This is a genomic window from Serratia sp. CY44782 (genome assembly GCF_052168715.1).
Classification (GTDB): domain Bacteria; phylum Pseudomonadota; class Gammaproteobacteria; order Enterobacterales; family Enterobacteriaceae; genus Serratia; species Serratia nevei.
Map to the genome: position 1 here is coordinate 36864 of NZ_JBJNME010000006.1, position 22259 is coordinate 59122.

General features: G+C 60.9%; 26 protein-coding genes. 11 read left to right on the top strand and 15 right to left on the bottom strand.

Features of this window, described 5'->3' with window-relative positions; translation table 11 throughout:
* Nucleotides 1-35 precede the first annotated feature (35 nt).
* Nucleotides 36-959, top strand: a complete 924-nt coding sequence (locus tag ACJ8HT_RS12470; RefSeq protein WP_142109464.1) for a DUF7916 family protein — start codon at nt 36-38, stop codon at nt 957-959.
* Here the strand turns inward: ACJ8HT_RS12470 and ACJ8HT_RS12475 are convergent.
* Nucleotides 956-1984 carry a methyltransferase gene (locus ACJ8HT_RS12475; RefSeq protein WP_197652202.1) on the bottom strand — a complete coding sequence of 343 codons (1029 nt, stop codon included), beginning with the start codon at nt 1982-1984 and terminating at the stop codon, nt 956-958. The two genes, ACJ8HT_RS12470 and ACJ8HT_RS12475, sit on opposite strands and share 4 nt — an antisense overlap.
* Nucleotides 1985-2339: 355 nt before the next feature.
* Here ACJ8HT_RS12475 and ACJ8HT_RS12480 point away from each other — a divergent pair, with 355 nt between their 5' ends.
* From ACJ8HT_RS12480 to ACJ8HT_RS12500, 5 genes are all read left to right on the top strand, one after another.
* On the top strand, nt 2340-2732 hold the full coding sequence (locus ACJ8HT_RS12480) for a hypothetical protein (RefSeq protein WP_060421050.1): 393 nt from the start codon (nt 2340-2342) through the stop codon (nt 2730-2732).
* Between the two features lie 186 nt (nt 2733-2918).
* Nucleotides 2919-3968 (top strand): ABC transporter substrate-binding protein, encoded by a 1050-nt coding sequence (locus ACJ8HT_RS12485; RefSeq protein WP_197652201.1) that lies wholly within the window; start codon nt 2919-2921, stop codon nt 3966-3968.
* The gene (locus ACJ8HT_RS12490) at nt 3965-4966 is read left to right on the top strand and encodes a FecCD family ABC transporter permease (RefSeq protein WP_197652200.1); all 1002 of its coding nucleotides are present in this window, start codon (nt 3965-3967) and stop codon (nt 4964-4966) included. Before ACJ8HT_RS12485 ends, ACJ8HT_RS12490 begins: the two co-directional genes overlap by 4 nt.
* A complete protein-coding gene (locus tag ACJ8HT_RS12495; protein WP_089185661.1) occupies nt 4959-5738 on the top strand; it encodes an ABC transporter ATP-binding protein in 780 nt (259 codons plus the stop codon). The genes ACJ8HT_RS12490 and ACJ8HT_RS12495 overlap by 8 nt, the downstream gene beginning before the upstream one ends.
* Entirely contained in the window at nt 5731-6456 is a 726-nt protein-coding gene (locus tag ACJ8HT_RS12500; RefSeq protein ID WP_077267524.1) for a substrate-binding domain-containing protein, read from the top strand. Before ACJ8HT_RS12495 ends, ACJ8HT_RS12500 begins: the two co-directional genes overlap by 8 nt.
* 28 nt (nt 6457-6484) lie before the next feature.
* Here ACJ8HT_RS12500 and ACJ8HT_RS12505 read toward each other — a convergent pair whose 3' ends face one another.
* A complete protein-coding gene (locus ACJ8HT_RS12505) occupies nt 6485-7285 on the bottom strand; it encodes an alpha/beta fold hydrolase (protein WP_197652352.1) in 801 nt (266 codons plus the stop codon).
* A gap of 236 nt (nt 7286-7521) precedes the next feature.
* Here ACJ8HT_RS12505 and ACJ8HT_RS12510 point away from each other — a divergent pair, with 236 nt between their 5' ends.
* A complete protein-coding gene (locus ACJ8HT_RS12510) occupies nt 7522-8277 on the top strand; it encodes a CDP-diacylglycerol diphosphatase (RefSeq protein ID WP_197652199.1) in 756 nt (251 codons plus the stop codon).
* Between the two features lie 48 nt (nt 8278-8325).
* Here the strand turns inward: ACJ8HT_RS12510 and ACJ8HT_RS12515 are convergent, their stop codons facing one another.
* The 7 genes from ACJ8HT_RS12515 to lsrK form a co-directional block, all read right to left on the bottom strand.
* A complete protein-coding gene (locus tag ACJ8HT_RS12515) occupies nt 8326-8628 on the bottom strand; it encodes a hypothetical protein (protein WP_084826618.1) in 303 nt (100 codons plus the stop codon).
* Nucleotides 8625-9260 carry an AAA family ATPase gene (locus ACJ8HT_RS12520; protein ID WP_038879975.1) on the bottom strand — a complete coding sequence of 212 codons (636 nt, stop codon included), beginning with the start codon at nt 9258-9260 and terminating at the stop codon, nt 8625-8627. The genes ACJ8HT_RS12515 and ACJ8HT_RS12520 overlap by 4 nt, the downstream gene beginning before the upstream one ends.
* A 271-nt stretch (nt 9261-9531) precedes the next feature.
* Nucleotides 9532-9873 carry an HNH nuclease YajD gene (gene yajD / locus ACJ8HT_RS12525; RefSeq protein WP_016928619.1) on the bottom strand — a complete coding sequence of 114 codons (342 nt, stop codon included), beginning with the start codon at nt 9871-9873 and terminating at the stop codon, nt 9532-9534.
* Nucleotides 9874-9927: 54 nt separating this feature from the next.
* Entirely contained in the window at nt 9928-10389 is a 462-nt protein-coding gene (locus ACJ8HT_RS12530; RefSeq protein WP_194572131.1) for a GNAT family N-acetyltransferase, read from the bottom strand.
* A gap of 53 nt (nt 10390-10442) precedes the next feature.
* Nucleotides 10443-11336: a LysR family transcriptional regulator gene (locus ACJ8HT_RS12535; RefSeq protein ID WP_070914050.1), complete on the bottom strand. Its 894-nt coding sequence runs from the start codon at nt 11334-11336 to the stop codon at nt 10443-10445.
* 59 nt (nt 11337-11395) lie between these two features.
* Nucleotides 11396-12580 (bottom strand): MFS transporter, encoded by a 1185-nt coding sequence (locus ACJ8HT_RS12540; protein WP_197652198.1) that lies wholly within the window; start codon nt 12578-12580, stop codon nt 11396-11398.
* Between the two features lie 221 nt (nt 12581-12801).
* A complete protein-coding gene (gene lsrK / locus ACJ8HT_RS12545; protein WP_195873573.1) occupies nt 12802-14367 on the bottom strand; it encodes an autoinducer-2 kinase in 1566 nt (521 codons plus the stop codon).
* A 192-nt stretch (nt 14368-14559) separates the two neighbouring features.
* Here lsrK and lsrG point away from each other — a divergent pair, with 192 nt between their 5' ends.
* From lsrG to ACJ8HT_RS12560, 3 genes are all read left to right on the top strand, one after another.
* Nucleotides 14560-14853, top strand: coding sequence for a (4S)-4-hydroxy-5-phosphonooxypentane-2,3-dione isomerase (lsrG, locus tag ACJ8HT_RS12550; RefSeq protein WP_197652197.1), 294 nt, complete (start codon nt 14560-14562; stop codon nt 14851-14853).
* A gap of 87 nt (nt 14854-14940) precedes the next feature.
* Nucleotides 14941-15846, top strand: a complete 906-nt coding sequence (locus tag ACJ8HT_RS12555; RefSeq protein ID WP_197652196.1) for an EamA family transporter — start codon at nt 14941-14943, stop codon at nt 15844-15846.
* 83 nt (nt 15847-15929) lie between these two features.
* Nucleotides 15930-16520, top strand: a complete 591-nt coding sequence (locus ACJ8HT_RS12560) for a LysE family translocator (protein WP_197652195.1) — start codon at nt 15930-15932, stop codon at nt 16518-16520.
* On the opposite strand, the gene ACJ8HT_RS12565 is transcribed toward ACJ8HT_RS12560, so the two are convergent.
* Nucleotides 16496-17323 carry an AraC family transcriptional regulator gene (locus ACJ8HT_RS12565; RefSeq protein WP_197652194.1) on the bottom strand — a complete coding sequence of 276 codons (828 nt, stop codon included), beginning with the start codon at nt 17321-17323 and terminating at the stop codon, nt 16496-16498. The genes ACJ8HT_RS12560 and ACJ8HT_RS12565 overlap by 25 nt on opposite strands.
* Nucleotides 17324-17392: 69 nt before the next feature.
* Here ACJ8HT_RS12565 and ACJ8HT_RS12570 point away from each other — a divergent pair, with 69 nt between their 5' ends.
* Nucleotides 17393-17611 (top strand): DUF7661 family protein, encoded by a 219-nt coding sequence (locus ACJ8HT_RS12570; RefSeq protein ID WP_038879994.1) that lies wholly within the window; start codon nt 17393-17395, stop codon nt 17609-17611.
* 9 nt (nt 17612-17620) lie between these two features.
* Here the strand turns inward: ACJ8HT_RS12570 and ACJ8HT_RS12575 are convergent, their stop codons facing one another.
* The 5 genes from ACJ8HT_RS12575 to ACJ8HT_RS12595 all read right to left on the bottom strand — a co-directional run bounded on the left by ACJ8HT_RS12575 (nt 17621) and on the right by ACJ8HT_RS12595 (nt 21892).
* The gene (locus ACJ8HT_RS12575; protein ID WP_197652193.1) at nt 17621-18469 is read right to left on the bottom strand and encodes a PA4780 family RIO1-like protein kinase; all 849 of its coding nucleotides are present in this window, start codon (nt 18467-18469) and stop codon (nt 17621-17623) included.
* 120 nt (nt 18470-18589) lie between these two features.
* Nucleotides 18590-20080: an alpha-amylase gene (gene amyA / locus ACJ8HT_RS12580; protein ID WP_197652192.1), complete on the bottom strand. Its 1491-nt coding sequence runs from the start codon at nt 20078-20080 to the stop codon at nt 18590-18592.
* A 112-nt stretch (nt 20081-20192) separates the two neighbouring features.
* On the bottom strand, nt 20193-20849 hold the full coding sequence (locus ACJ8HT_RS12585; RefSeq protein ID WP_197652191.1) for a DUF799 domain-containing protein: 657 nt from the start codon (nt 20847-20849) through the stop codon (nt 20193-20195).
* The gene (locus ACJ8HT_RS12590) at nt 20846-21202 is read right to left on the bottom strand and encodes a DUF4810 domain-containing protein (RefSeq protein WP_060421091.1); all 357 of its coding nucleotides are present in this window, start codon (nt 21200-21202) and stop codon (nt 20846-20848) included. The genes ACJ8HT_RS12585 and ACJ8HT_RS12590 overlap by 4 nt, the downstream gene beginning before the upstream one ends.
* A gap of 18 nt (nt 21203-21220) precedes the next feature.
* Nucleotides 21221-21892, bottom strand: a complete 672-nt coding sequence (locus ACJ8HT_RS12595) for a CsgG/HfaB family protein (protein ID WP_004939528.1) — start codon at nt 21890-21892, stop codon at nt 21221-21223.
* Between the last annotated feature and the right edge of the window lie 367 nt (nt 21893-22259).

The following is a 22259-nucleotide window of genomic DNA, read 5'->3' on the forward strand; positions in this document are numbered from 1 at the left end:
CATCCATTCCCGCTAACGTCATCGGAGCTTGCCTCATGAAACGCTATCTGGACTGCAGCGCCAGCGATCTGGCCGATATCGGCAAAGCCGACCTGCTCTATGCCATCCGCGCCAGCGAAGGGCGCATTTTGGTCAGCGAAACCATCGCGGTCACTCAGCCGCTGCTCAATAACGTCACCAACGCCGAGCTGGCGGCCAGCCAGGGCGCCGACCTGCTGCTGCTGAACCTGTTCGACGTCGATCATCCGCACATCGCGGGCCTGCCCGCCGACGTGCCGCCGCAGGAGGCGCTGCGCACGCTGCAGCGCCTGACCGGGCGGGTTATCGGCGTGAACCTGGAGGCCGTCGATCCGGCCTTCGCCACCGAACATAACGATTTCTGGCAGATGACGGCGGGGCGCGCCGCCACCGCCGAGAATGCCCGCAAGCTGTATCAGCTCGGCGCGCGCATGCTGGTGCTGACTGGCAACCCGAACAACGGCGTCAGCAATCAGGCGATCGCCGCCGCGCTGAAAGCGATTCGCGATGAAGTGGGCGACGAGATGGTGCTGGTGACCGGCAAGATGCACGGGGCCGGTATCGTGCGCGAAAGCGGCAGCCAGCTGATCGGTGAGCAGGACATCGCGCTGTTTGTGGAGAACGGTGCTGACATCGTGCTGTTGCCGGCGCCGGGCACCATTCCCGGCATGTCGCAGGAGAAAGTGGCGGCACTGATCAATTTTGCCCAGCGGCAGGGCGCGCTGGCGATGACGGCGATCGGCACCTCGCAAGAGGGCGCCGACGTGCAGACCGTGCGGCAGATTGCGCTGATGAGCAAAATGGCCGGGGCGGACCTGCACCATATCGGCGATACCGGCTATCTGGGGTTGGCGCTGCCGGAAAACATTTTCGCTTACAGCGTGGCGATTCGCGGCGTGCGCCATACCTACAGCCGCATGGCGCGCTCGGTGAACCGCTAAGCCTGGGGCTTTTGCGCCGTCACGATGCTGAAATAGCCGAGCGACGGCAGCACCTGAACAGGCCCGAAGCCGACGTCGCGCAGCAGGTCGCCGATTTCCCTGCCGGAGTATTGGCGGCCCTGCGTCCATCCCATCATCATCAGGCTGTATCCCGCGGCGGCAGGTGGCCCGTCGCCGTCATCGTTGTACAGCACTTCGTGGATCACGATCCTGCCCCCAGGCGGGAGGGCCGCATAGCTCTTTTGCGCCAGGAAGCGGTTCTTGTCCATCGGCCAGTCGTGGAAAATATTGGAGTACAGGTGCAGATCCGCCGCCGGGTAGGGATCGTGCCACATATCGCCGCTGTGGGTGCCGATGCGCTGGCTGAGACCGTAATGGCGCGCGTAGTCGGCGGCGAGCGGGCACACCTCCGGCAGATCGAACACGGTGCAGGTCAACGTCGGCCAGTGGGCCGCCAGGCTGATGGCATGGGCGCCGGAGGCGCCGCCGATATCCAGTGCCGCGCGGCAGGCGCCGAGGGGCAACAGCGCCGGCCAAACGCTGGCCGAGCCCATGCTCAGGCTGTGCATGGCGTGGGTAAACCGCCGCATTCTGTCGGCGTCGAGCGTATGGGTTTCAAACAGCTCCTGCTCGCCGTACACCTGCGAGGTATTTTTTCTGATGGCGCTTTCCAGGTTTTTCAGCGAGAAAATTTCGCTGTTTTCAACCATCAAATCCCAGAAGTAGCCGAAATAATGCGGGTTGTTTTTTAACAAAAAGGTTTCCGCTTCCGGCGTGAGAGAGAATGTTTCACCGTCTCTGTCTATCAATTTCAATGCCAATAACGCCATGACCAACGTTTCCGCCGGGCGTCTTTCCACATTGGCCTGAGCGCATATATCGGTCAGGTTGCGGGGATGCAAAGCAATAAATTCAAAGATGCCCAGGCGATGCGCGATAAGCACCGCCGGATAGAGATATAAATTCATCGTGATATCGAGAATGGTTTTGTCGTCGCATTGCGGCGGCCGGACGGAATAGTTCATGTGAATCCCCTCCCACTAAGGCATGGCGCGTCTTAACAGGCTATGTCACGCCTGTGATTTTAGCAAAGGGTGGGAGCGCGATTGACCGCAGGCCAACACTTCCGTTGCAAATAATTCCTGGGTGAGATTATTTTTAATATGAATTGCGCGCGGCCAATATCGAGCGTGAAAAAATGATACCGGGCGGAGGTCATTACCCTATGGTGCGTTTTTATTTTATTGGGGGTTAACTTAATCACAGTTATTAACGCGTTAGGGTTGTGCTAATCTAGGCCGCCGTTATACCGTAGCGGTGTTCACATTCTTTTTGTGAATAATTAAAACTTAACTATTTCATTATTAAAACGAGTTAACAATGAAAAAAAGCATTCTGACCGGCATGATTGCCGCGACTCTGGGCCTGTTCAACACCGCTAACGCTGAAGGAATGGATCCTGCCGCATTGAAAAACGTTTATGACATCACGCGCAATACCGCCGGGCTGATGTCTTACTGCGTCGATAAAGGTTTCCTGAAAGCCGACAGCATCGACAACGCCAAGAAAATGGTGGCCTACGTGGCGGCTATTCCCGGCGGCGTCGACACCCGTGACGGCGACAAGCGCGAAGCGATGGGCCGTGAAGGCAATGTGCTGAACGACGACGGCAAAGTGGTTGCGTTGGAAAAAGAAGCGCCGCAGGGGCTGCAGACATGGTGCCAGCAGGCTGACGAAGGGATCCGCCAGGGTCTGACGTCTATCGGTCAATAAGTCTTCTTCACGCGCCCTTTCAGGGCCGATGGGATCCGTCGTCACACCGACGGATCCGCTTCCAGGGCCGCATTCACGCCTCGTTTTACCTCCCGAGTACCCGCATCCGGTTTGATCCCGCTGATTGTTTCGCCATGCTCATCGCTATATTATTTACTATACAACGATAATCAACCGGTCACTGCCATGTTTAACTTTCTCCCGCGCCTGCTGTTGGCGCTTGTTTTGTTTTCCACCGCCGCCCAGGCGGATCGCCAGGTCACCGATCAACTCAACCGCCAGGTGACGTTGCCCGATCGCATCACCCGCGCGGTGGTGCTGCAACACCAGACGCTGAACCTGTTGGTGCAGCTTGATGCGATGCCGCAGGTGGTCGGCGTGCTCAGCAGTTGGAAAAAGCAGCTGGGGCCAAACTACCTGCGGCTGGCGCCGACGTTGGCAACCCTGCCGATGCCGGGCGATCTGACTTCGGTGAACATCGAGAGCCTGCTCGGCCTGCATCCGCAGGTGGTGTTCGTGGCCAACTACGCGCCGCCGGAGATGATTGCGCAGATCGAACGGGCGGGCATTCCGGTGGTGGCGGTCTCGCTGCGCCGCGAGGCAGCCGATCAGGCGGGCAAAATGAACCCCGAGCTGAGCGATGAAGATCGGGCCTATACGCTGGGGCTGCAGGACGGCATTCGCCTGATCGGCGAAGTGATGTCGCGTCAGCCTCAGGCCGAAGCCCTGATTAAGGACGTCATTCAGCAGCGCACGCTGGTCGCCGAACGGCTGCGCGATCTGCCGGAAGATCGGCGGGTGCGGGTGTATATGGCCAACCCCGATCTCACCACCTACGGCGCCGGCAAGTATACCGGGTTGATGATGCGGCACGCCGGTGCGCTCAACGTGGCGGCGAAGGACATTCAGGGGTTTAAACAGGTTTCTATCGAGGATGTCCTGAAGTGGGATCCGGCGGTGATTTTCGTGCAGGAGCGCTACCCGGACGTGGTGAAACAGATCCTGACGTCACCGCAGTGGCAGCCGATCGACGCGGTGAAGAATAAGCGGGTCTACCTGATGCCGGAGTACGCCAAGGCCTGGGGATATCCGATGCCGGAGGCGATGGCGCTGGGTGAGTTGTGGATGGCGAAAAAACTTTACCCGCAGCGTTTTGCCGATATCAATCTGCAGCAGCGGGTCGACGCTTACTATCAACGTTATTACCGCGCCACCTGCTGCCAGAGCGGGCAATGAGGCTGGGCTGGTTGGCGTTGTTGACGCTGTGCTGCGCGCTGTTTTCGCTCGGCGTTGGCCGCTTTCAGGTGCCGATGACGCACAGCCTGATGATTTTGCTGGAGCCGTTCACCGGGCAGCATTATGCCGGCATCGATGCTATCCAACGCCAGGTGATCCTGGGCGTGCGCGTGCCGCGCGTGCTGTTGGCGATGGGCGCCGGCGCGGCGCTGGCCCTGTGCGGCGCGGCTTTGCAAGGCATCTTTCGCAACCCGCTGGTCGATCCGCATATTATCGGCGTGTCTTCCGGCGCGGCGTTTGGCGGCACGCTGGCTATCCTGCTCAGTTTGCCGTTGGCGGCGCTGCTGCTGTCGGCTTTTGTTTTCGGTATGGCGGCGCTGCTGCTGATTTTCACTCTCACCAGCGCCATTGCGCGGCGCAATATTCTCTCTTTGGTACTGGCGGGGGTGATCCTCAGCGGCTTTTTCTCCGCCTGCGTCAGCCTGATGCAATATCTGGCGGATACCGAAGAGAAACTGCCGAGCATCGTGTTTTGGCTGCTCGGCAGCTTTGCCACCGCCGATCGGCAAAAGCTGCTGATGCTGTTTGTGCCTTTGCTGTTGGCCGGCGGCTTGCTGTTGGCGCTGCGCTGGCGCATCAATCTGCTGTCGTTGGGCGATGAGGATGCCGGTGCATTGGGCATCAACGTTGAGCGCACCCGCTGGCTGATTTTGACGCTGTGCGCCGCCATCGTGGCCGCCCAGGTGGCGGTCAGCGGCAGCATCGGCTGGGTCGGCTTGGTGATCCCGCACGTGGCGAGGCGGCTGGTGGGACCGGATCACCGGCGCCTGCTGCCGGCTTCGCTTTGCCTGGGGGCCCTGTACATGCTGTTGATTGACGATTTGGCGCGCACGCTGAGCAGCAGCGAAATCCCGCTGGGCATTCTGACCGCGCTGATTGGCGCGCCGCTGTTTGCGCTGCTGCTGCGCCGCGCGCAAGTGAGAGGCTGGCATGACTGACACCTTATTGGCCGCCAGCGGCGTGAGTTTCGCCTGGCCGGGCGGGGCACCGCTGTTCCAGCATCTGGACATTCAGCTGCGGCGCGGCGAAGTGCTGGCGGTATTGGGCCCGAATGGGCGTGGCAAGAGCACGCTGCTGCAGCTGTTGTTAGGCAGCCTGACGCCGCAATCCGGCGAGATTGAGCGCCACGGTGAGATGGGCTTTGTCCCGCAGCACTTTGCGCCGCCGTTCGCCTATCGGGTGCTGGATATCGTATTGATGGGGCGGGCGCGTCATGTCGGCCTGTTCCGTTCACCGTCAGCCGAGGACCATCGGCTGGCGAGAGAAGCGTTGCAGTCGTTGGATTTGCAGCACCTGGCAGAGCGTGAGTTTGGCAGCCTATCCGGCGGCCAACGTCAATTAGTGATGATCGCCCGCGCGTTGGCGATGCGCTGCGAGGTGTTGATTCTGGATGAACCGACTTCGGCGCTGGATCTGCATTACCAGGATCGGGTGTTGAGTCTGATGGCCCGCCTGGCGCGGGAGCAGCGGTTGGCGGTGGTGTTCTCCACGCATCAGCCCAACCATGCTCACGCGGTGGCCGATCGGGCCTTGTTGCTGGGCAAAGAAGGGCGCAGCCGGCTCGGGGCCTGCCGCGAGGTGTTAACGGCGCAATCCCTGTCGCCCCTGTTCGAGCTGGCGATCGAACGGGTGCCGCTAACGGTGGCGGGCCGCCGTTACGCGACGCTGGTGCCGCTGTATCGCAGCCAATTGGAGCGACATGATGAGTGATATCCTGCTGTTTGCCGCCGGCAGCCTGCGGTTGGCGTTTGCGCCGCTGCTGTCGGCGTTTCAGCGGCACGCCGGGCAAAAAGTCACGGCGGAATTCGGCCCGGCGGGGTTGTTGCGCCAACGGATAGAGAATGGTGAGCGGCCACAGCTGTTCGCTTCGGCCAACCTGGCGCACCCGCAAAGGCTGGCGGATCTTGGGATGGCGGGGGCGGTGCAGATTTTTGCGCGCAATCGGCTCTGCGTGACGGTTCGCAACGTGCCGGCATTAACCGAACGTCCGCTGCCGGAGGTGCTGTTCGATCCGCACTGGCGCCTTGCCACCTCGACACCGGGGGCAGATCCTTCCGGTGATTATGCGCAGCGGCTTTTCGAACGCTGTGAGCAATACTGGCCGGGGCAAGGCGAAGCGTTGCGCCGCCGGGCGCTGCCGTTGGTTGGGGGTATGGATTCCGCCCCGGTGCCGGCGGGCCGGCTGGCGGCGGAGTATCTGATAGCCGGAGGGCTGGCAGATATTTTTCTCGGCTACGCCAGCTATGCTCCGGCTTTAGCCGCCTACCCGACGTTGGCGGTACGGCCGTTGGCGCCGCCGCTGGACATTGAGGCGGATTACGGTTTATGCCTGTTGGATGACGGCGCACAGCGGTTGGCCGCATTTATCTTGAGCGAACGGGGGCAGGAAATCCTGAGCCGACACGGGTTTATGCGGCGCGCGGAATGACTCGCCGGGCCAGGCGGCCCGGTGAATCTTACCAGAACAGCGGGGTGGTGCTTTCAGCCAGAAACGCCAGCAGCGTTTCGTTGACCGCCGTCGGGTTTTCTTTGTTACTGATATGCCCGGCGTTGGGGATCAGCACGTGACGACAGCCGAGAAGATCGGCCATGCGCTGGCCTTCCGCCGGCGGGCGCGGTTTATCCTGCGCACCGGTGATGACGATGCTGGCGGCGGTGATGTTTTTCAGCAGCTGCAGCTTGTCGGGGCGACCGAAGATCATCCGGCCCAGCGGGACGATGCTCTCGCGCAGGCGATCGGCAGGCAGGCTTTGCAACTGACACAACAGCGATTGCAATAGCGCGTCGGGGACGTCATCGGAATAGAACAGAGAAGCGACATGTTCCAGCAAAGGGGACGCGATGGCGCCGGCCTGTTCAACGGCGTCCAGCATGCCCATATAGCGCTGCCGCGCCTCCGGCGTTTCGTCGCCCAGGTAGCTGTCCAGCAGCGCCAACACTTTGACCCGCTCCGGTGCCAGCGCCGCCAGTTCAGCGCCCCACATGCCGCCGACGGACAGGCCGACGATGCCAAACTCTTCGATATCCAAATGATCCATCAGCGCCAAATGGTCGGCGGCGATATCCGACAGGCTGTTTCGCCCGGCCGGCAGCGCCGGTGAGTCGCCGTGGCCCCAGAGATCCGGCACGATCAGGCGGTAACGTTTCGCCAGCGCTTCGAACTGCGGTGCCCACATGTTCAGGTCGAACAGATAGCTGTGGCCCAGCAGCAACGGAAAGCCTGAGCCCACGTCGAGGTAATGCAGGGATTTGCCCATCGTTGGCATCTTATCGATTCCTTATATAAAGAGAGTCCCGGCTGCTTATATCACACTCATATTCAACCTGCGGTATTAATTTACTTTAAATTACTCAGGTGAACCCTTGTTTTAAATTTGTCTTGATAACAAGACGTCAATGAAAAGTGACGTTAAGGATAATATTCTGGTTGCACTTAGAACCTTGGTTTATGCTGACGTTAATTCTGGATGGAATAGATAAACAGGGTGTTGCGATGAAAAGACTTTTCAGACTATTAATTATTTTGCTTGTCATTTTGCTGCTGGCGGCGGTGCTATGGTGGTTCTTCGGGCGCGGCAATCCAAATGCGCTATGGCAAATCGTCAGCCAACAGTGCGTGCCCAATCAGCAGCAAAACGACGATCCGGCACCCTGCTTAAAGGTTGATTTAACCGAGGGTTATGTGCTGTTTAAGGACAGCAAAGGCCCCTATCACGATCTGGTGATGCCAACCGAAAAAGTCAGCGGCATCGAGAGCCCGGCATTGCAGACGGAGCACGCGCCGCCTTATTTCGTCCAGGCCTGGAATAACCGTGAACATATATCCGGCGAGCTGGGTAAACCGTTAAAAGATGCGTGGCTTTCTCTGGCGGTCAATTCGAAATATGGCCGCTCTCAGAATCAGCTGCATATTCACGTTGCCTGCCTGCGTCAGGATGTCTATAACGCGCTGGGGCAGCAGGCGGAACAATTAGATCAGCAGTGGCGCCCACTGGCGGTGAAATTGGTCGGCCACCAATATCTGGCCAGAAAATTGGCGGGCACCGATTTAACCCAGGAAGATCCTTTCCGGTTACTGCAGAACTATGTGGTCGAGCAGGGCGACAGCATCGGCAATTATGGCCTGGCGCTGGCGGTCAGCCCACAGGGCGAGATGCTGCTGTTGGCGAACCGTTTGAAGTTGACCGACCTGAACCTGGGCTCGGCCGGCGAAATTCAGGACTACCAATGCGCGGTGGCGGGGAACTGAAGGTGATGACAACCCGCCGGCTGTGGCTCGCCGGCGGCTGTAGTGCGTTCAAAGCTTCTTCAGCAGTTCCAGCAGCTGCGCTTCGCTTTTCTCCGCCAGCCCGTCGATGGCCAGCTTGATGATGTCGGAGCGGGTGATACGCACGATGCCGCTGCGCGCCGCCTGCACGATCACCTCATCGATGGCTTCAATGTGGTTGTCCGTCAGGCTGACGGAGATCGCCTTGTAGGTGCGCTTGCGGCCGGCCGGTTTGGCTTCCGGCGCGGGCGCCGTGACCGGCAGCGTGTGCGAAGTGGCGCTGTTGATGAATTCGTCTTCCGACATGCGGTGGGTAGGGGTGCGTTTCTTCACAGGATCACCTCTTTCACCAGGCATTCAATTTCGCTCTGCGCCTTTTCGTTGTTCGCCTCGTGCACGGTGATGGCTTCACCCCAGGCGTCGCGGTAAATCTTGCGGTCGCACAGGCGGTGGCTCACCAGCGTGAACTCCGGGTATTCGCTCAGCACCTGCGCCGCTTCGTTGGCTTCATTGATGAAGATGTTGGTCGGACACATGTTCAGCACGATGTAGCCTTTGACCTTTTCGTTGTATTCCTGCGCGGTGGAGAACATCTCCGACAGATAGCCGACGGTGTCGAGATCCATCTGCGAAGGGCGCAGCGGCGAGAGGAACAGATCGGCGGCCAGCAGCCCGGAGCGCAGCTCGGCGCTGTCGCGGCCGGCGGTGTCGACGATCACGTAGTCGTAATGGCGATCCAGCTCCAGCAGCGTTTCCTTGATTTTGCCCGACGCGGCCACCACCGGAATGTGCGGCAGCCCTTCGACGTTCTGGCGGTCGTTGTACCAGGTCATGATCGATTTCTGGTCGTCGGCATCGACGATGATCGCCGTCTTGCCTTGCTTAAGAATCAGATACCCGGCGATATTCACCGCCTTCGTCGATTTGCCGACGCCGCCTTTTTGCGAGCCAATCAGGACAATCATGCTGCCATCTCTCAAGTTATTAAGCTGATAACTTATTAAGTTAATGTGCTTATTAGGTTGATAATCAAACAGGTTAACAAGAACAACTCGCGAACAATATGCACCAACTGCGGCGGCTTGCCAAGCCAGTATGTCGTTAACTGCGCAGCTTATTTTGCGCTGGATGGCCCGGATGGGTAAGTAGGAATTCTCTGGGAAGTGGCGATGCGGAGGCGGGTTTTGTTAATTTAACAGCTTAATAAGTTAGTGGCCCATTAAGCTGTTGTCGATATTATTTCTTCATCATCGCCTTCAGGTTGGCGAACGGGTTGTGGGTGGCGACGCCGACATCTTTCTGCGCGTCTTCACCGGCCACCACCGTCGAACCGTATTGATCGGCTTCGGTGTATTTCGAGTGCTCGTGGTCGTGGCAATACAGGCACAGCATTTCCCAGTTGCTGCCGTCTTCGGGGTTGTTGCTGTGATCGTGATCGATGTGGTGCACCGTCAGTTCGCGCAGGTTGGAATAAACGAACTCGCGCGAGCAGCGCCCGCACACCCAGGGGAACAGTTTCAGCGCTTTTTCGCGGTAGCCGGTTTCCAGCTTCGCATAGTTTTTGGGGATATAGGCCATGGTGGTCGTCCGTCGTGAATCACTATGCGACAAATAATACCACACTGCGTGCGGTTACAACGTGCGGCTCATCACCGTGACGGCTTCGCCGGCGATCTGGCGTTGCTCCAGCGAGCGCCAGCCGAGTTTCTGATACAGCGCCTGCTGATCGGGCGTGTACAAATAGAGTTCGTCTATGCCCTGGGCCCGGCCATGTTCGACGCAGCGTGCAATCAGGCGACGGGCAATGCCTTGGCCGCGGTGCTGCGGGTGAGTGAAGACTTCGCTCAGCCAGTATTGGCGCTCCGGTTTATCCGCCAGTTCATACAACGTCAGGCTGGCGGTACCGAGAATCTGTTGTTGCGGCGACAGCGCCAACAGCACGACGCCCCGCTGCCCGGGCGTGCAACGTTCGGCCAGCCGCCGGCTGATGGTGTCTCGGCTGCTCCATTGTGCAAAGGCACCCCATTCCTGATGCAGTAACTCGGCCAGTTCGTCAATACGCCGGCGATGTGCCGGCAGAGGTTCGATACGCATGGTGCGACCATTTCGTTGCCCGGAAGATAAGCCACTATAGCCGGCGAGAGCGGTTAATGAAACGTCTCCACCGCCCAGTCAATAAACGCCCGCAGCTTGCCGCTGAGGTGGCGGTTGGACGGGTAGACCACGTACATCTGCTCCGGCGGCGGCTGCCAGTCGTGTAGCAGGCTGACCAGCTCGCCGCTGTCGAGGTGCGGCTGCGCCATAAAGCGATAGGTCTGGATGATGCCCAACCCGGCCAGGCTCGCCGCCAGCAGCGCGTTGCCTTCGTTGATGCTGACTGGATAGCGTTGCTGGATGGCGATCTCTTTGCCGCGCTCGACATAGCGTTGCGGATGGATGCGGTCGTTGACCGGATGGCGATAGTGCACCATCGGGAAACCCTGCTCCAGATCGCACGGGTGGCGCGGCGTGCCGTGGCGCGCCAGGTAGGCCGGGGTGGCGCAGCTCACCCAGTCCAGATCGAACAGGCGGCGGGCGATCAGGCTGGAATCGGCCAGCGGGCCGCTGCGGATCACGCAGTCGGTGCTGTCGCTAATGAGATCGATAACGCGGTCGCCGACGCTCAGATCGATCTGTATCTGCGGGTAGCGCGCCAGAAAATCGGGCAGGGCGGGCAACAGCAGCCGGCGTGCGGTGCCGCCGCCGGTGTCGATGCGCAGCACGCCTTGCGGAGAGCTTTGCGATTCGGTCAGGCAGCCTTCCATCTGCTCCAAATCCGCCAGCCATTTCACCGTATTCTGGTAATAGCATTCGCCTTCGCGGGTGACCGACACGCTGCGGGTGGTGCGCTGAAACAGCTTGGTCTGCAGGTGATCTTCCAGGCTCTGGATCAGCTTGGTCACCGTGGCTTTCGGCATGCCCAGCGAATCGGCGGCGCGGGTAAAGCCGCCGGTTTCCACCACGCGGTTAAACACCCGGATGGCGAGTAGATGATGGTCCATAGGCTCTCAGCGCAACGCCCCGAGGGCGGCCGGGGCGCGTTTCTGCGGATAAATAAGGATTAACACTGTTTAGCGCCAATCACGCCGGAGCGCAAGCTGAGGCCGAACACCAACGCGGCGGAGAGGATCAGTGCGCCGCCGAACAGCATAGCGCTGCTGACGCCCTGCCAGTCCACCACCTCGCCGCCCAGCAGTGCGCCGGAGGCCAGCGCGATCTGCACCACGCATACCAGCAGCGCCTGGCCGGCTTCCGGCGCCTGCGGCACGGCGGCGAACATCCAGTTGGTGGCGCATACCGGCACCGCGCCGAAGGCCAGCCCCCAGACCATCACCATCAGCGTGGCGCCGCCAAGGCCGCTGAGCAGCGGCGAGACGATGAGGATGGCTGCCAGCATGGCGGCGATCAGGATAAAGGAGGCGCGCAGGCTGTATTCCCCCAGGCGCTCGCCGAGGAAGGTGCCCAGCAGGCCGATGGCGCCATAGGCCAACAGCTGCAGCGAGATCGCCGACGGGCTGAGGACGAACACCTGTTGCAGCAGGGGCCGCAGATAGGTGTAGGCGGCGAAGTGGCCGATGAACAACAGCACGATGGCGATCAGGCCGATGCGCGCCATCGGCAGGCGCAGCGGCAGAACCAGATCGCGCGGTGTGACCGGCCGGGAAGGCGGCACCGAGGTCAGTAAACGCAGCTGCGCCAGCAGCACGCCGACCGCCAATGCCGCACCGCCGAAGAAGGCGGCGCGCCAGCCGAACAGATCGCCGATCAGCGCCCCGGCCGGCACGCCGCACACCGCGCCGACCGAGATGCCGCTGAGGATCAGCGCGGTGGCGCGGCCCTGGCTGGCTTCCGGCACCAGATGGCGGCCGTAGTTGGCGGCGAACGACCAGAAGCCGCCGACGCAGATGCCCAGCAGCACGCGGCCCAGCAACATCATCGGGAAGTTGACGGCCAACGCCGCCACCAGGTTGGAGACGATCAGCAGCAGCGACAGCCCCAGCATCAGTAAACGCCGGTCCAGGCGGCCGGAAATCAGGCTTAATGCGGGGGCGGCCACCGCCGCCACGATGCCGGGCATGGTGACCATCAGCCCGGCGGTGCCGGTGCTGACACCGAGCGAAGGGGCGATGTTGGTCAGCAGGCCGATCGGCAGAAACTCGGTGGTGACCATGACAAAACAGGCGACCGTCAGCGAGAAGATCGCCGGCCACGGGGATGATGCAGGTTTATCTTTATTATTCAGCATAATGCCGCTCGTCTTGGGTGAATGCGCAGGCCGCGCTCGGGGCGCGGTGTGACCGAAGTCACAATCTACGGCAGGCCGAAGCCGCGGATAAATCCGTTTGCGGTGGTTACACTGTTTCTGAGGGGAAACAATCGCCGGCGGCGAGTGAAAACGCGGCTTGCGCCGCGCTGAGGGGAAAGGAATAAAACGGCATAAGGTTATGACCGAATGCCGCGTGGCGTTCACAGCCCCGGGGCTTTCCACAGCGAAGTGGTCAGGCCGTTATCCACCAGCGTCAGCTGATCGGCGTAAACCTGCCGCCAGGTTTCTTTCTGTTCCTGATACAGCGCGTGGTGGGTCATGTCCGGTTGGTGTTCGCGTTCCCAGCGCACCAGGCGCTCGCCGGTTTCGGCCAGCGACTCGTACAGCCCGGCGCCGACGCCGGCGGCGATCGCACAGCCCAGCGCGGTGGCCTCTTTCACCACCGGCACCCGCACCGTCAAACCGGTGACGTCGCTGAGGATCTGGCTCCACAGTTTGCCCTTGGCCCCGCCGCCGGCGAACACCAGCGAGCGCGCCTGCACGCCGGAGAAGGCGGCGATCTGCTCCAGGTTGCAGGCGGAGACGATGGCGGCGTTCTCCTCCAGCGCGCGGAACAGCGTCTGTTTGTTGCAGCGCTCCGGGTCGATCGACATGTTGATGAACGACGGCGCTGCGTGGTACCAGGTTTTAAAATGCATGGCGTCGGAAAAGATCGGCATCACGCCGTAGGCGCCCGGCGGCACCCTGGCCGCCATCTCTTCCAGCAGGCTGTAAGCATCGACCCCCAGCCGCTCCGCCAGCAATTTTTCCTCCGCGCAGAAGGCGTCGCGGAACCAGCGCATGGTCAGGCCGGTAAAGAAGCTGATGGATTCCGCCTGCGCCATGCCGGGAATGACGTGGGGGTTGATGCGAATATTCATCTCTGGATCGATGGCCGGCTCCGGCAGGTTGACGATCTGCTGCCAGAAGGTGCCGCCGAGCACCGCCGTCTGCCCGGCGCGCACGATGCCGAGCCCCAGACTGCCGAGCTGTACGTCGCCGCCGCCCATCACCACCGGGGTGCCGCGCAGCAGCCCGCTCTCCTGCGCCGCCTGTTCGGTGACGCGCCCCAGTACGCTGCCGGTCTCTTTCACCGGCGACAGGATATCGGCGCGCAGCCCGGCCATGTCGAGCAGCGCCGGGCGCCAGTCGCGGCTGGTCAGATCCAGCATGCCGGTGGTGCCGGCGTTGGAAGGATCGACCGCCAACTCGCCGCTGAGCATGTTGGCCAGCCAGTCGCTGATCATGGTCAGCGTCGCCGCCTGGCGGTAGATGTCCGGCCGATGATGCGCCAGCCACAGCAGGCGCGGCATGGCGCTCAGCGCCAGCGTCTGGCCGGAGTATTGATACACCTCACGTTCGAAGCCGTGGTTGTGCAGCTCTTTCAACTCGCTGACTTCGCGGCTGGCGCGCGCATCGACGTTGGCGCAGGCCCAGATCGGCACGCCGTTGCGGTCGTACAGAACGATGCCTTCACGCATCGAACAGCAGGCCACCGCGCGTATCGCCTGTGCCGTCAGCCCGGCGCGCTGCAAGGCCTGGCGGATGCACTGGCAGGCCAGCTGCCAGTTGCGGCTGAGGTCAAATTCCATCGAGCCGGGCACGCCCGGCACCGCCAGGTGTTGCCACTCCGCCTGGCCGTGCGCGATCTGGTTACCCGCCAAATCGAAGATCACCGCGCGAATGCTGCCCGTTCCTGCGTCCAGCGACATCAAATAGTTATCCATAGCCTATGCTCTCAGGGGGAGGAGTGTTAACTATAGATGCCGCCGCCTTACCCCGCCGGGGGAGAAACAGGCATCGCCGGCGCGATTTGTGAGCCAGACGGCAAAATTGCCGTTGCGGTGGGCAATCGACGGGAATAAACCTATGGTTGGAAAGAGTCACTTTACGGTGCACCGTTTAAACAAGGAGTTGCCATGCACGTCACTTTGGTTGAGATCAACGTTAAACAGGACAAGATCGACGAATTTATCGAAGTTTTTCGCGCCAATCACCTGGGGGCTGTCGAAGAGCCGGGCAACCTGCGCTTCGACGTGCTGCAGGACGAACAGATTCCGACGCGATTTTACATCTACGAAGCCTATCGCGACGAGCAGGCGGTGGCGGCGCACAAGCAGACCCCGCACTACCTGCAGTGCGTGGAGAAGCTGGAAGCGCTGATGACCGGCCCGCGCAAGAAGACCACCTTTATCGGCCTGATGCCGGAATAATCGCCGGCGTTTGCCGGTGTCCATGCGCCCGGTTTGGTTGTAACCTGCAAGCTAAAGCGAATTTTCAATGGGATAAGCGGGGCGAGGATGACATTGCGCGATCGGCTGTTGGCGCTGTTGGTGGTGGTGATCTGGGGCGTGAATTTCGTCGTGATCAAGTTCGGTTTACAGGGCATGCCGCCGTTTCTGCTGGCCGGAATGCGTTTCTTGCTGGTGGCGTTGCCGGCGATCTTCTTTATCCCGCGCCCGACTATCCCGTGGAAATGGCTGCTGCTGTATGGCATGACCATGAGCTTCGCACAGTTCGCGTTTCTGTTCGTCGCTATCAAGGTGGGGATGCCGGCGGGGCTGGCTTCGCTGGTGTTGCAGGCGCAGGTGTTCTTCACCCTGCTGTTGGGTGTCGTGCTGATGGGCGAAAAGCTGCGCGTCAACCATTTTGTCGGCATCGCTATCGCCAGCGGCGGCATGCTGGTGCTGGCGCAGGCCAGCCTGCATAAGCCGGGCAGCGGCGCGGTCCCCCTGGCGGGCCTGCTGCTGACGCTGGCGGCGGCGTTTTCCTGGGCGCTGGGCAACCTGACCAACAAGAAGATCCTGGCCGGTTTCCCGCAGCGTAATATTTTATCGCTGGTGGTGTGGAGCGCGCCGATCCCGGTCGTGCCGTTCCTGGCCTGCAGCTGGCTGTTCGACGGCCCGCAGGCGGTGCTGAGCAGCCTGAGCCATGCGCAGGTCGGCACCTGGCTGGCGGTCGCCTACCTGGCGTTCGCCGCCACGCTGTTCGGTTATTCGGTGTGGGGCAGCCTGCTGGGGCGCTATGAAACCTGGCGGGTTGCGCCGCTGACGCTGCTGGTGCCGCTGGTCGGGCTGTTCGCCGCCTGGCTGCTGCTGGATGAAGCGCTGTCGCCGGCGCAGTTCGGCGGCGCATTGCTGGTGCTGGCCGGCATGGCGGTCAACACCTTCGGGCTGCCGCGCCGCCGGGCGGCGATCGCGCGTTAAACCGAACAGGGCAATTCTGTTCAATACGTTGTCGGCGGCGGTCGGCATTCTGGCGCCTGTGAATACTTTCTCAGGTGCCCATCATGAATATCTACCTTTCCATGGCCGCGTTTGCGCTGGCGACCTCCATCACCCCCGGCCCGGTCAACATCGTCGCCTTGAGCGCCGGGGCGCAATTCGGCTTTGGCGCGACCCAGCGTCACGTGTTCGGCGCCACGCTGGGGTTTACCCTGTTGCTGGTGCTGCTGGGATTGGGCATGCACCAGCTGCTGACCCTGTGGCCGGCGCTGACCCGCTTGATTCAGTGGGCCGGCGTGGCCTTCCTGCTGTTTATGGCCTACCGGCTGGCGTTTGACGACGGCAGATTGGGCAACGGCGCGGCGCGGGCGCCTTCCTGTTGGTACGGTGCGCTGATGCAATGGCTGAACCCCAAGGCGTGGCTGGCGTCGGTGGCCAGCCTCGGCGCCTTTGTCGGCGACGGCGATATGCTGTTGCTGTGGCAGTTCGCCGGGCTCTACTTCGTGATTTGCTATGCCTCGGTGGCCTGCTGGGCCTATGTCGGCGCGATGCTGCGCGGCCTCCTCAGGCAGGCGCGCAACGTGCGGCGTTTCAACTGGGCGATGGCGCTGCTGTTGGCGGCCAGCGCCTGCTATCTGCTGGCGGAGGGTTTTTGATACTGCCCCGGCGTGGCGGCCAGCAGCTGCTTGAAGGTGCGCTGGAAGTGCGCCTGATCGGCAAAGCCGCTTTCGCTGGCGGCCGCGGCGATCGGCAGGCCGCTCTTCAACAGCCGATGGCCGTGCTGCACGCGGCGATTGACCAGATAGGCGTGCGGCGTCATGCCGTAGCGCTGGCGGAAGGCGCGGATCAGGTAAGAAGGGGACAGCGCGGCGGCGCGGCAAATGTCGTCCAGCGTCAGCGGCAGGGTGCAGTGCGCGTCGATAAACGCCGCCGCCGCTTCCAGTCGGGTATGCGGCGGTGTCTCCGGCTGGCGGACATCACCCAGCCCGAGCTGCAGGGCGCTGAAATACTCCACCATGGCGATCTGTTTTTCCAGCGCGCTGCACAATGGATCCGTCAGCAGCGCATAAAGCCGGTTCAGGCCGTGGAACAGCGCCGGATCGCGGCTGAGCGGCTGGCTGAACGGAACAAAACGGTCACCGTCGCCGCCGAGCAGCTCCTGCTGCAGCGCACCGAGCCAGGCGAGATCGAGATAGAACATGATGTACGACCAACGGCGATCGGCAATGGGGTTGCAGGCATGCGCCTGCTGCGGGTTGATGACAACCAGATCGCCGGCGCTGACCTGCATGCGCCGCTCGCCGTTGACATAGGTGCTGACACCGCCGGTGATGGCGCCGATGGAAAAGAATTCGTGGCTGTGCAGGCTGTAGCACACCTGGCGGCCATCCGCGATGGCGCGGGCTTCGACGAACGGCAACTGCGGATCGCGCCAGAACTGCGGCGTTTTTTCACTCATACGCTTTCCTTTTCACTGCGGCGGCATCACAGTGTTATAGCCTGAAAGCGTCAAGGGGGGGAATGGCGGATGATGATTTTTAACGTGTTCGGCCGTCTGCTGGGCGTGAAGCGCATCGGGGACGAATGGCGGCTGTTCCGCGTGACGCTGCCGGAGCGCAAGTATGCCCCCAGCTACGATATCGTGCTGCCGGCCGACCTGCGCGAAGAGGAGATCGCCGGCTATCTGGGGGATATCTATCACGAGGCGGCGACGCCGCAGCGGCCGGACGTGTTTCGCGTCGAATAGCGCGGCGCGTTACTCTTCCGCGTTGCGCGCCATCATGCGGCGCTGATGCTCCTCGCTGGCGGCCTGGATCTCTTCCAGTACCGAGCCGACGTCGGCGCGCTTCTGGATTTCGCTGAACCGGCCGCTGAGGACGCTGTCCGGCGTCAGGTTGCCTTCCTGATACAGCGCCCAAATCTCTTTGGCGTATTGGCTGTCGCGCAGTTCCGGCGCGAACTGGCCGTAATACTCGGCCAGATTGCCGATATCGCGCTCGAACATGCTTTTGGCGTGGTTGTTGGCGGCGGCGTCCACCACCTGCGGCAGATCGATGATCACCGGCCCGTTTTTATCCATCAGCACGTTGAATTCCGACAGGTCGCCGTGCACCAGCCCGGCGCACAGCATGCGCACCGCGTAGTTCATCATCAGGGCGTGATCGGCGCGCGCCTGTTCCGGCGTCAGGATGACATCGCTCAGGCGTGGCGCCACCAGGCCTTCTTCGTCGGTGATCAGCTCCATCAGCAGCACGCCGTCCAGGCAGATGTCCGGCTGCGGCACCCGCACCCCGGCCTTGGCCAGCAGATACAGCGCGTCCACTTCGGTGTTTTGCCAGGCTTCTTCCTGCTGCTGGCGGCCGAATTTGGAGCCTTTGCTCATGGCGCGCGCGTCGCGGCTGTTGCGCACCTTGCGCCCTTCCTGATAGTGAACGGCCTGCTTGAAGTTGCGCTTCTCGGCCTCTTTGTACACTTTGGCGCAGCGGATCTCATCGCCGCAGCGCACGATAAACACGTCGGCTTCTTTGCCGCTTTTCAACCGGCGGATGACTTCGTCGATTAACCCGTCATCAACCAGCGGCTGGAGTCGTTTTGGAATTTTCATGCAGCCTTGTACCCTATTTAGGCTCCGGTGTGAATGGCTTGCGCAGTTGATAGCGTAAGTTAGACCCGAAAGGCAAACATTAGTTTTGCCGCCGCGTCATCATTACGCGGCGGCGGGCGCTCACAGGCTGGCGGCCGGCACCCAGACGCTGACGCTGCCGGCGTTGACCGGGAAATGGGCGCTGCCCTGGTCGTCGGTGGTGATCTCCTCCTGGCGGTTGCCGAGGAAATCGCGCCAGGCGGTGTGCGCCAAATCGGCGCCCAGCGCGACGGTCTTGCCGCTCTCGTCGCCGTTGGTCAGTACCACCACGCAGCCGGGGGCCTCGGCGGTGCCGGCGCGGCTGAAGGCCACGCAGTGGCTGTCGTCGAAGTAGTCGGTTTGCGGGCCGTTGGCGAAACGCTGGCGAGCGGCAATCAGCTTCTCCAGCTCCGGGATCGCCGGCATGTCAATCTGGTACTCGCCGCCGTCGCGCCCCTTGTCGCGGTAGCTGGCGCCATACAGGTCGGGGTAAAACACGCAGGGCACGCCCTGTTCGCGCAGCAGGATCAGCGCGTAGGCCAGCGGCTTGAACCAAGGTTCTACCGGCGCTTCCAGCGATTGCAACGGTTGGGTGTCGTGGTTGGCGACCAGCGTTACCGCGTGGGCCGGATCGGCGGCGGTCAGGGTATCGGTGAAGATCTGCGCCATGTCGAAGCCGTCGCCCTGTTTCGACGCCTGATGAAACTTCAGGTGCAGCGCCACGTCGAACAGCATCACCTTGCCGTCCACCAGCTCGATGTATTGTTGCAGCGCACTCAGATCGTGCGACCAGTATTCGGCGACGATAAACAGGTCGCGCTGTGCGCTGCCGCGCACGTGATCCGCCCACTCTTTGAAGAACCAGGCGGGAATGTGTTTGGCGGCGTCCAGGCGGAAGCCGTCGCACGGCAGGCTTTCCAACAGCCAGCGCGCCCAGTATTTGAGCTCCTCCGTCACGGCGGCATTGCGGAACTCCACGTCGGCCCCCATCAGATAGTCGTAGTTGCCTTTTTCGTCGTCGACCTGATCGTTCCAGCCGTCGTCACCATAGTCGTTGGCGATTTTGAACACCCCTTTGTCGTCCGGCTGCTCAACGTAATCGACGCCGCTGAAGCATGTGTAATCCCAGATAAACTCGGAATGCACGCCCTGGCGGCCGGGAAAGGTGAAGCGGGTGTAGGCCAGCGCGTCGAAGCCCTGGTCGTCGATGTCGTTGCGGTTGTTGGCGTCCACCTTGAACACGTGTACCTGTTCTTTCTCGTCCGCGCCGAGCTTGTGGTTGAACACTACGTCGTAGAGCACCCCGACGCCGTGTTCGCGCAGCGTAGTGGCGGCGTGTTCGAGTGCCGCCTTGTCGCCGTATTTGGTGGCTACGCTGCCTTTCTGGTCAAATTCGCCGAGATCGAACAGATCGTAAGTATCGTAGCCGACGGAGTAGCCGCCGGAAGCGCCCTTGTAGGCAGGCGGCAGCCACAGGTCGGTAATACCCAGTTCGGCCAGGTGCGGCGCGCGCTCGGCGGCCTCCTGCCACAGTTTGCCGCCGTCGGGGTAGTACCAGTGGAAGAATTGCAGCAGGGTGGTTTTTTTCGTCATGAGCCAGCGTCCCGGTTAGCCAGAAGGAGAGGAGCAGTTAAAGCATGGGCTACTTTTGGCAAAAGGGACAAGTTTGGTATAGGCGGCCCGAGAAGGCCGCCCGAGAGATGGCTTAACGCTGGCTGGCGTAATGAGGTGAGCGTGGGCCATAAAGAATGGCGCCGTTCTGACCTGTCGCCGATAACAGACGGGTGTTGGCGATGGCGCCAACATCAAATCCTTTGTCGCTGATGGTATCGGCGATTTGTGAAATCGCGGCGCTGATCACCATGCCCAGCAGGCCTCCGGAGTTGTTGTTGCCTTCGTTGCTGGATGCGGTGGCGGTGCCGGCCCACAGCTGTTTGCCGTTGCGCAAATCGACCAGGCGAGCGGCTACGGCAACGCGGGTTTCGCTGCTGATCACCATGTAGCTGGTGCCGTATTGCGTGACATCCAGATACAGCACGGTGTCGGCGCCGAAAATCTGGTGCAGTTTTTTCGGACTGACGGCGCGAATGTCGTTGGCGTTGGTTAGACCGTTTTGCAGGAAGGTTTCCTCCACTACAGCGACCGGCAGCACATAGTAACCGGCCTCGGCCAACGGCAGGGTGGCGCTGGCGAGTACGCTGTGGCTGGCTTTGATATCCGGCGACTGGTTAACCGGCGGCAAGACCAGAATCGACTTCGGCTTGCTCTCATGGAACGCCGCATAATCATAAGGCGTCTGCTTGGCGCAGCCGCTTAGCAACAGGGTGGCGGCAACGCCGAGTAAAGTGAGTACACGCTTCATTTAAAACTCCCCTTATCCCTGGCCATCAGGAAATTCATAAACGGCGCCGATTCCGGGAACAGCGTTTTTTCCGTGTTGAATTCACTCATTGCTTGTCCGTCGTTGCCGGTTTTGCTGTACAGCAGCCCCAGTTGCGCATGCAGACCTGGTGGTACGGCTTTATCCTTGGCGCGGGATTTCTCGACGATCTCTTTCAGCGTGGCGATCTGCTGCTCAGGGCTTTGCCCCTCCTGCTGGTAGTATTGATAGAGAGAAGTTTGGTAGCCATCCCAATTGTAAAGCGTTTTCGGCGCGGCGCAGCCGGCCAGCAGGGTCGCTGCAAACAGCGCCCCGCCCATTTTTTTAGTTATCATCTTTCTGCTTCTATTCCGTTAGTTAGCAGGGCGCCATGCGCCATTTTCGATACCGGTGACCAGGTTATTGACGGCTTCACGCACGGCCAGGTCCAGCACCTTGCCGTTAAGGGTGGAGTCGTAGCTGGCGGTGCCCCCGAAACCGATGATTTCGCGATTGGACAGTTCGTATTCACCGGCGCCCTGAGAGGAAAAGACGACTTCTGAGGTCTGTACGTTTACGACGTTCAGATTGACTTTGGCGTAAGCGACTTGTGATTTACCCCGGCCCAAGATCCCCCACAGCTGATGATCGCCGACTTCTTTACGGCCGAATTCGGTGACATCGCCGGTAATCACATAATTGGCGCCTTTCAGCGTTTGTGCCTTCCCTTTAATGCCGGCTTCAGTTTTCAGCTCTTCCATGTTGGCGCGATCCAGCACGTTGAAACGGCCAGTCTGTTGCAAATGCGTGATCAGGATAGTCTTGGACTGATTGCCCAGTCGATCGACGCCATCGGAGAAGATGCCGTTCATGTAGCTGGAGCGGTTGTCGAATTTACCGACGGCGATAGGGCTGCGTGGGCCCTGATAAGTGGTGTTGTAGGAAGCGACTTTCGGCACTTCCAAAGTGCGAGAAGATTCGGTCGCGCAGCCCGCCAGCAAGGTGACGGAAAGGGCGACGGAACAGACGGCGAGTGATTTTTTCATTGGCGTGCAATCTCTCCATGAGCATAAAACAGCGCGGGAGCAACCCGCGCCCGACGTTGATATAACGAGCGTTGTCGCCGTTATAGAAACGCCGCGATCCTGCCATGAATATGTAACAAATTACAACAATATATCGGCATTAATGCCGCTATTAACATTGTTGTAACCCGTTGGAATGCAATGGATTAGTCTCGATTTTCTCTCTTCATTACAGTGTTTTTCACGATTGTGTATTTTTTGTCTGGGTTATTGTCTTTTTAATCTTAAATACATGGCCATTAATCCTGAAATATTTTAACTAACCAGTTTGTTGTATTGATTAATGTTACGTTTTGCATCAGCTCCTGTGTTATGCCGGGGTTCATGA

Bases quoted from the DNA above. Each gene is read 5' to 3' on its own strand.
- ACJ8HT_RS12470 (WP_142109464.1), top strand. From the start codon at position 36: ATGAAACGCTATCTGGACTGCAGCGCCAGCGATCTGGCCGATATCGGC.
- ACJ8HT_RS12475 (WP_197652202.1), bottom strand. From the start codon at position 1,984: ATGAACTATTCCGTCCGGCCGCCGCAATGCGACGACAAAACCATTCTC.
- ACJ8HT_RS12480 (WP_060421050.1), top strand. From the start codon at position 2,340: ATGAAAAAAAGCATTCTGACCGGCATGATTGCCGCGACTCTGGGCCTG.
- ACJ8HT_RS12485 (WP_197652201.1), top strand. From the start codon at position 2,919: ATGTTTAACTTTCTCCCGCGCCTGCTGTTGGCGCTTGTTTTGTTTTCC.
- ACJ8HT_RS12490 (WP_197652200.1), top strand. From the start codon at position 3,965: ATGAGGCTGGGCTGGTTGGCGTTGTTGACGCTGTGCTGCGCGCTGTTT.
- ACJ8HT_RS12495 (WP_089185661.1), top strand. From the start codon at position 4,959: ATGACTGACACCTTATTGGCCGCCAGCGGCGTGAGTTTCGCCTGGCCG.
- ACJ8HT_RS12500 (WP_077267524.1), top strand. From the start codon at position 5,731: ATGAGTGATATCCTGCTGTTTGCCGCCGGCAGCCTGCGGTTGGCGTTT.
- ACJ8HT_RS12505 (WP_197652352.1), bottom strand. From the start codon at position 7,285: ATGGGCAAATCCCTGCATTACCTCGACGTGGGCTCAGGCTTTCCGTTG.
- ACJ8HT_RS12510 (WP_197652199.1), top strand. From the start codon at position 7,522: ATGAAAAGACTTTTCAGACTATTAATTATTTTGCTTGTCATTTTGCTG.
- ACJ8HT_RS12520 (WP_038879975.1), bottom strand. From the start codon at position 9,260: ATGATTGTCCTGATTGGCTCGCAAAAAGGCGGCGTCGGCAAATCGACG.
- yajD (WP_016928619.1), bottom strand. From the start codon at position 9,873: ATGGCCTATATCCCCAAAAACTATGCGAAGCTGGAAACCGGCTACCGC.
- ACJ8HT_RS12530 (WP_194572131.1), bottom strand. From the start codon at position 10,389: ATGCGTATCGAACCTCTGCCGGCACATCGCCGGCGTATTGACGAACTG.
- ACJ8HT_RS12535 (WP_070914050.1), bottom strand. From the start codon at position 11,336: ATGGACCATCATCTACTCGCCATCCGGGTGTTTAACCGCGTGGTGGAA.
- ACJ8HT_RS12540 (WP_197652198.1), bottom strand. From the start codon at position 12,580: ATGCTGAATAATAAAGATAAACCTGCATCATCCCCGTGGCCGGCGATC.
- lsrK (WP_195873573.1), bottom strand. From the start codon at position 14,367: ATGGATAACTATTTGATGTCGCTGGACGCAGGAACGGGCAGCATTCGC.
- lsrG (WP_197652197.1), top strand. From the start codon at position 14,560: ATGCACGTCACTTTGGTTGAGATCAACGTTAAACAGGACAAGATCGAC.
- ACJ8HT_RS12555 (WP_197652196.1), top strand. From the start codon at position 14,941: ATGACATTGCGCGATCGGCTGTTGGCGCTGTTGGTGGTGGTGATCTGG.
- ACJ8HT_RS12560 (WP_197652195.1), top strand. From the start codon at position 15,930: ATGAATATCTACCTTTCCATGGCCGCGTTTGCGCTGGCGACCTCCATC.
- ACJ8HT_RS12565 (WP_197652194.1), bottom strand. From the start codon at position 17,323: ATGAGTGAAAAAACGCCGCAGTTCTGGCGCGATCCGCAGTTGCCGTTC.
- ACJ8HT_RS12570 (WP_038879994.1), top strand. From the start codon at position 17,393: ATGATGATTTTTAACGTGTTCGGCCGTCTGCTGGGCGTGAAGCGCATC.
- ACJ8HT_RS12575 (WP_197652193.1), bottom strand. From the start codon at position 18,469: ATGAAAATTCCAAAACGACTCCAGCCGCTGGTTGATGACGGGTTAATC.
- amyA (WP_197652192.1), bottom strand. From the start codon at position 20,080: ATGACGAAAAAAACCACCCTGCTGCAATTCTTCCACTGGTACTACCCC.
- ACJ8HT_RS12585 (WP_197652191.1), bottom strand. From the start codon at position 20,849: ATGAAGCGTGTACTCACTTTACTCGGCGTTGCCGCCACCCTGTTGCTA.
- ACJ8HT_RS12590 (WP_060421091.1), bottom strand. From the start codon at position 21,202: ATGATAACTAAAAAAATGGGCGGGGCGCTGTTTGCAGCGACCCTGCTG.
- ACJ8HT_RS12595 (WP_004939528.1), bottom strand. From the start codon at position 21,892: ATGAAAAAATCACTCGCCGTCTGTTCCGTCGCCCTTTCCGTCACCTTG.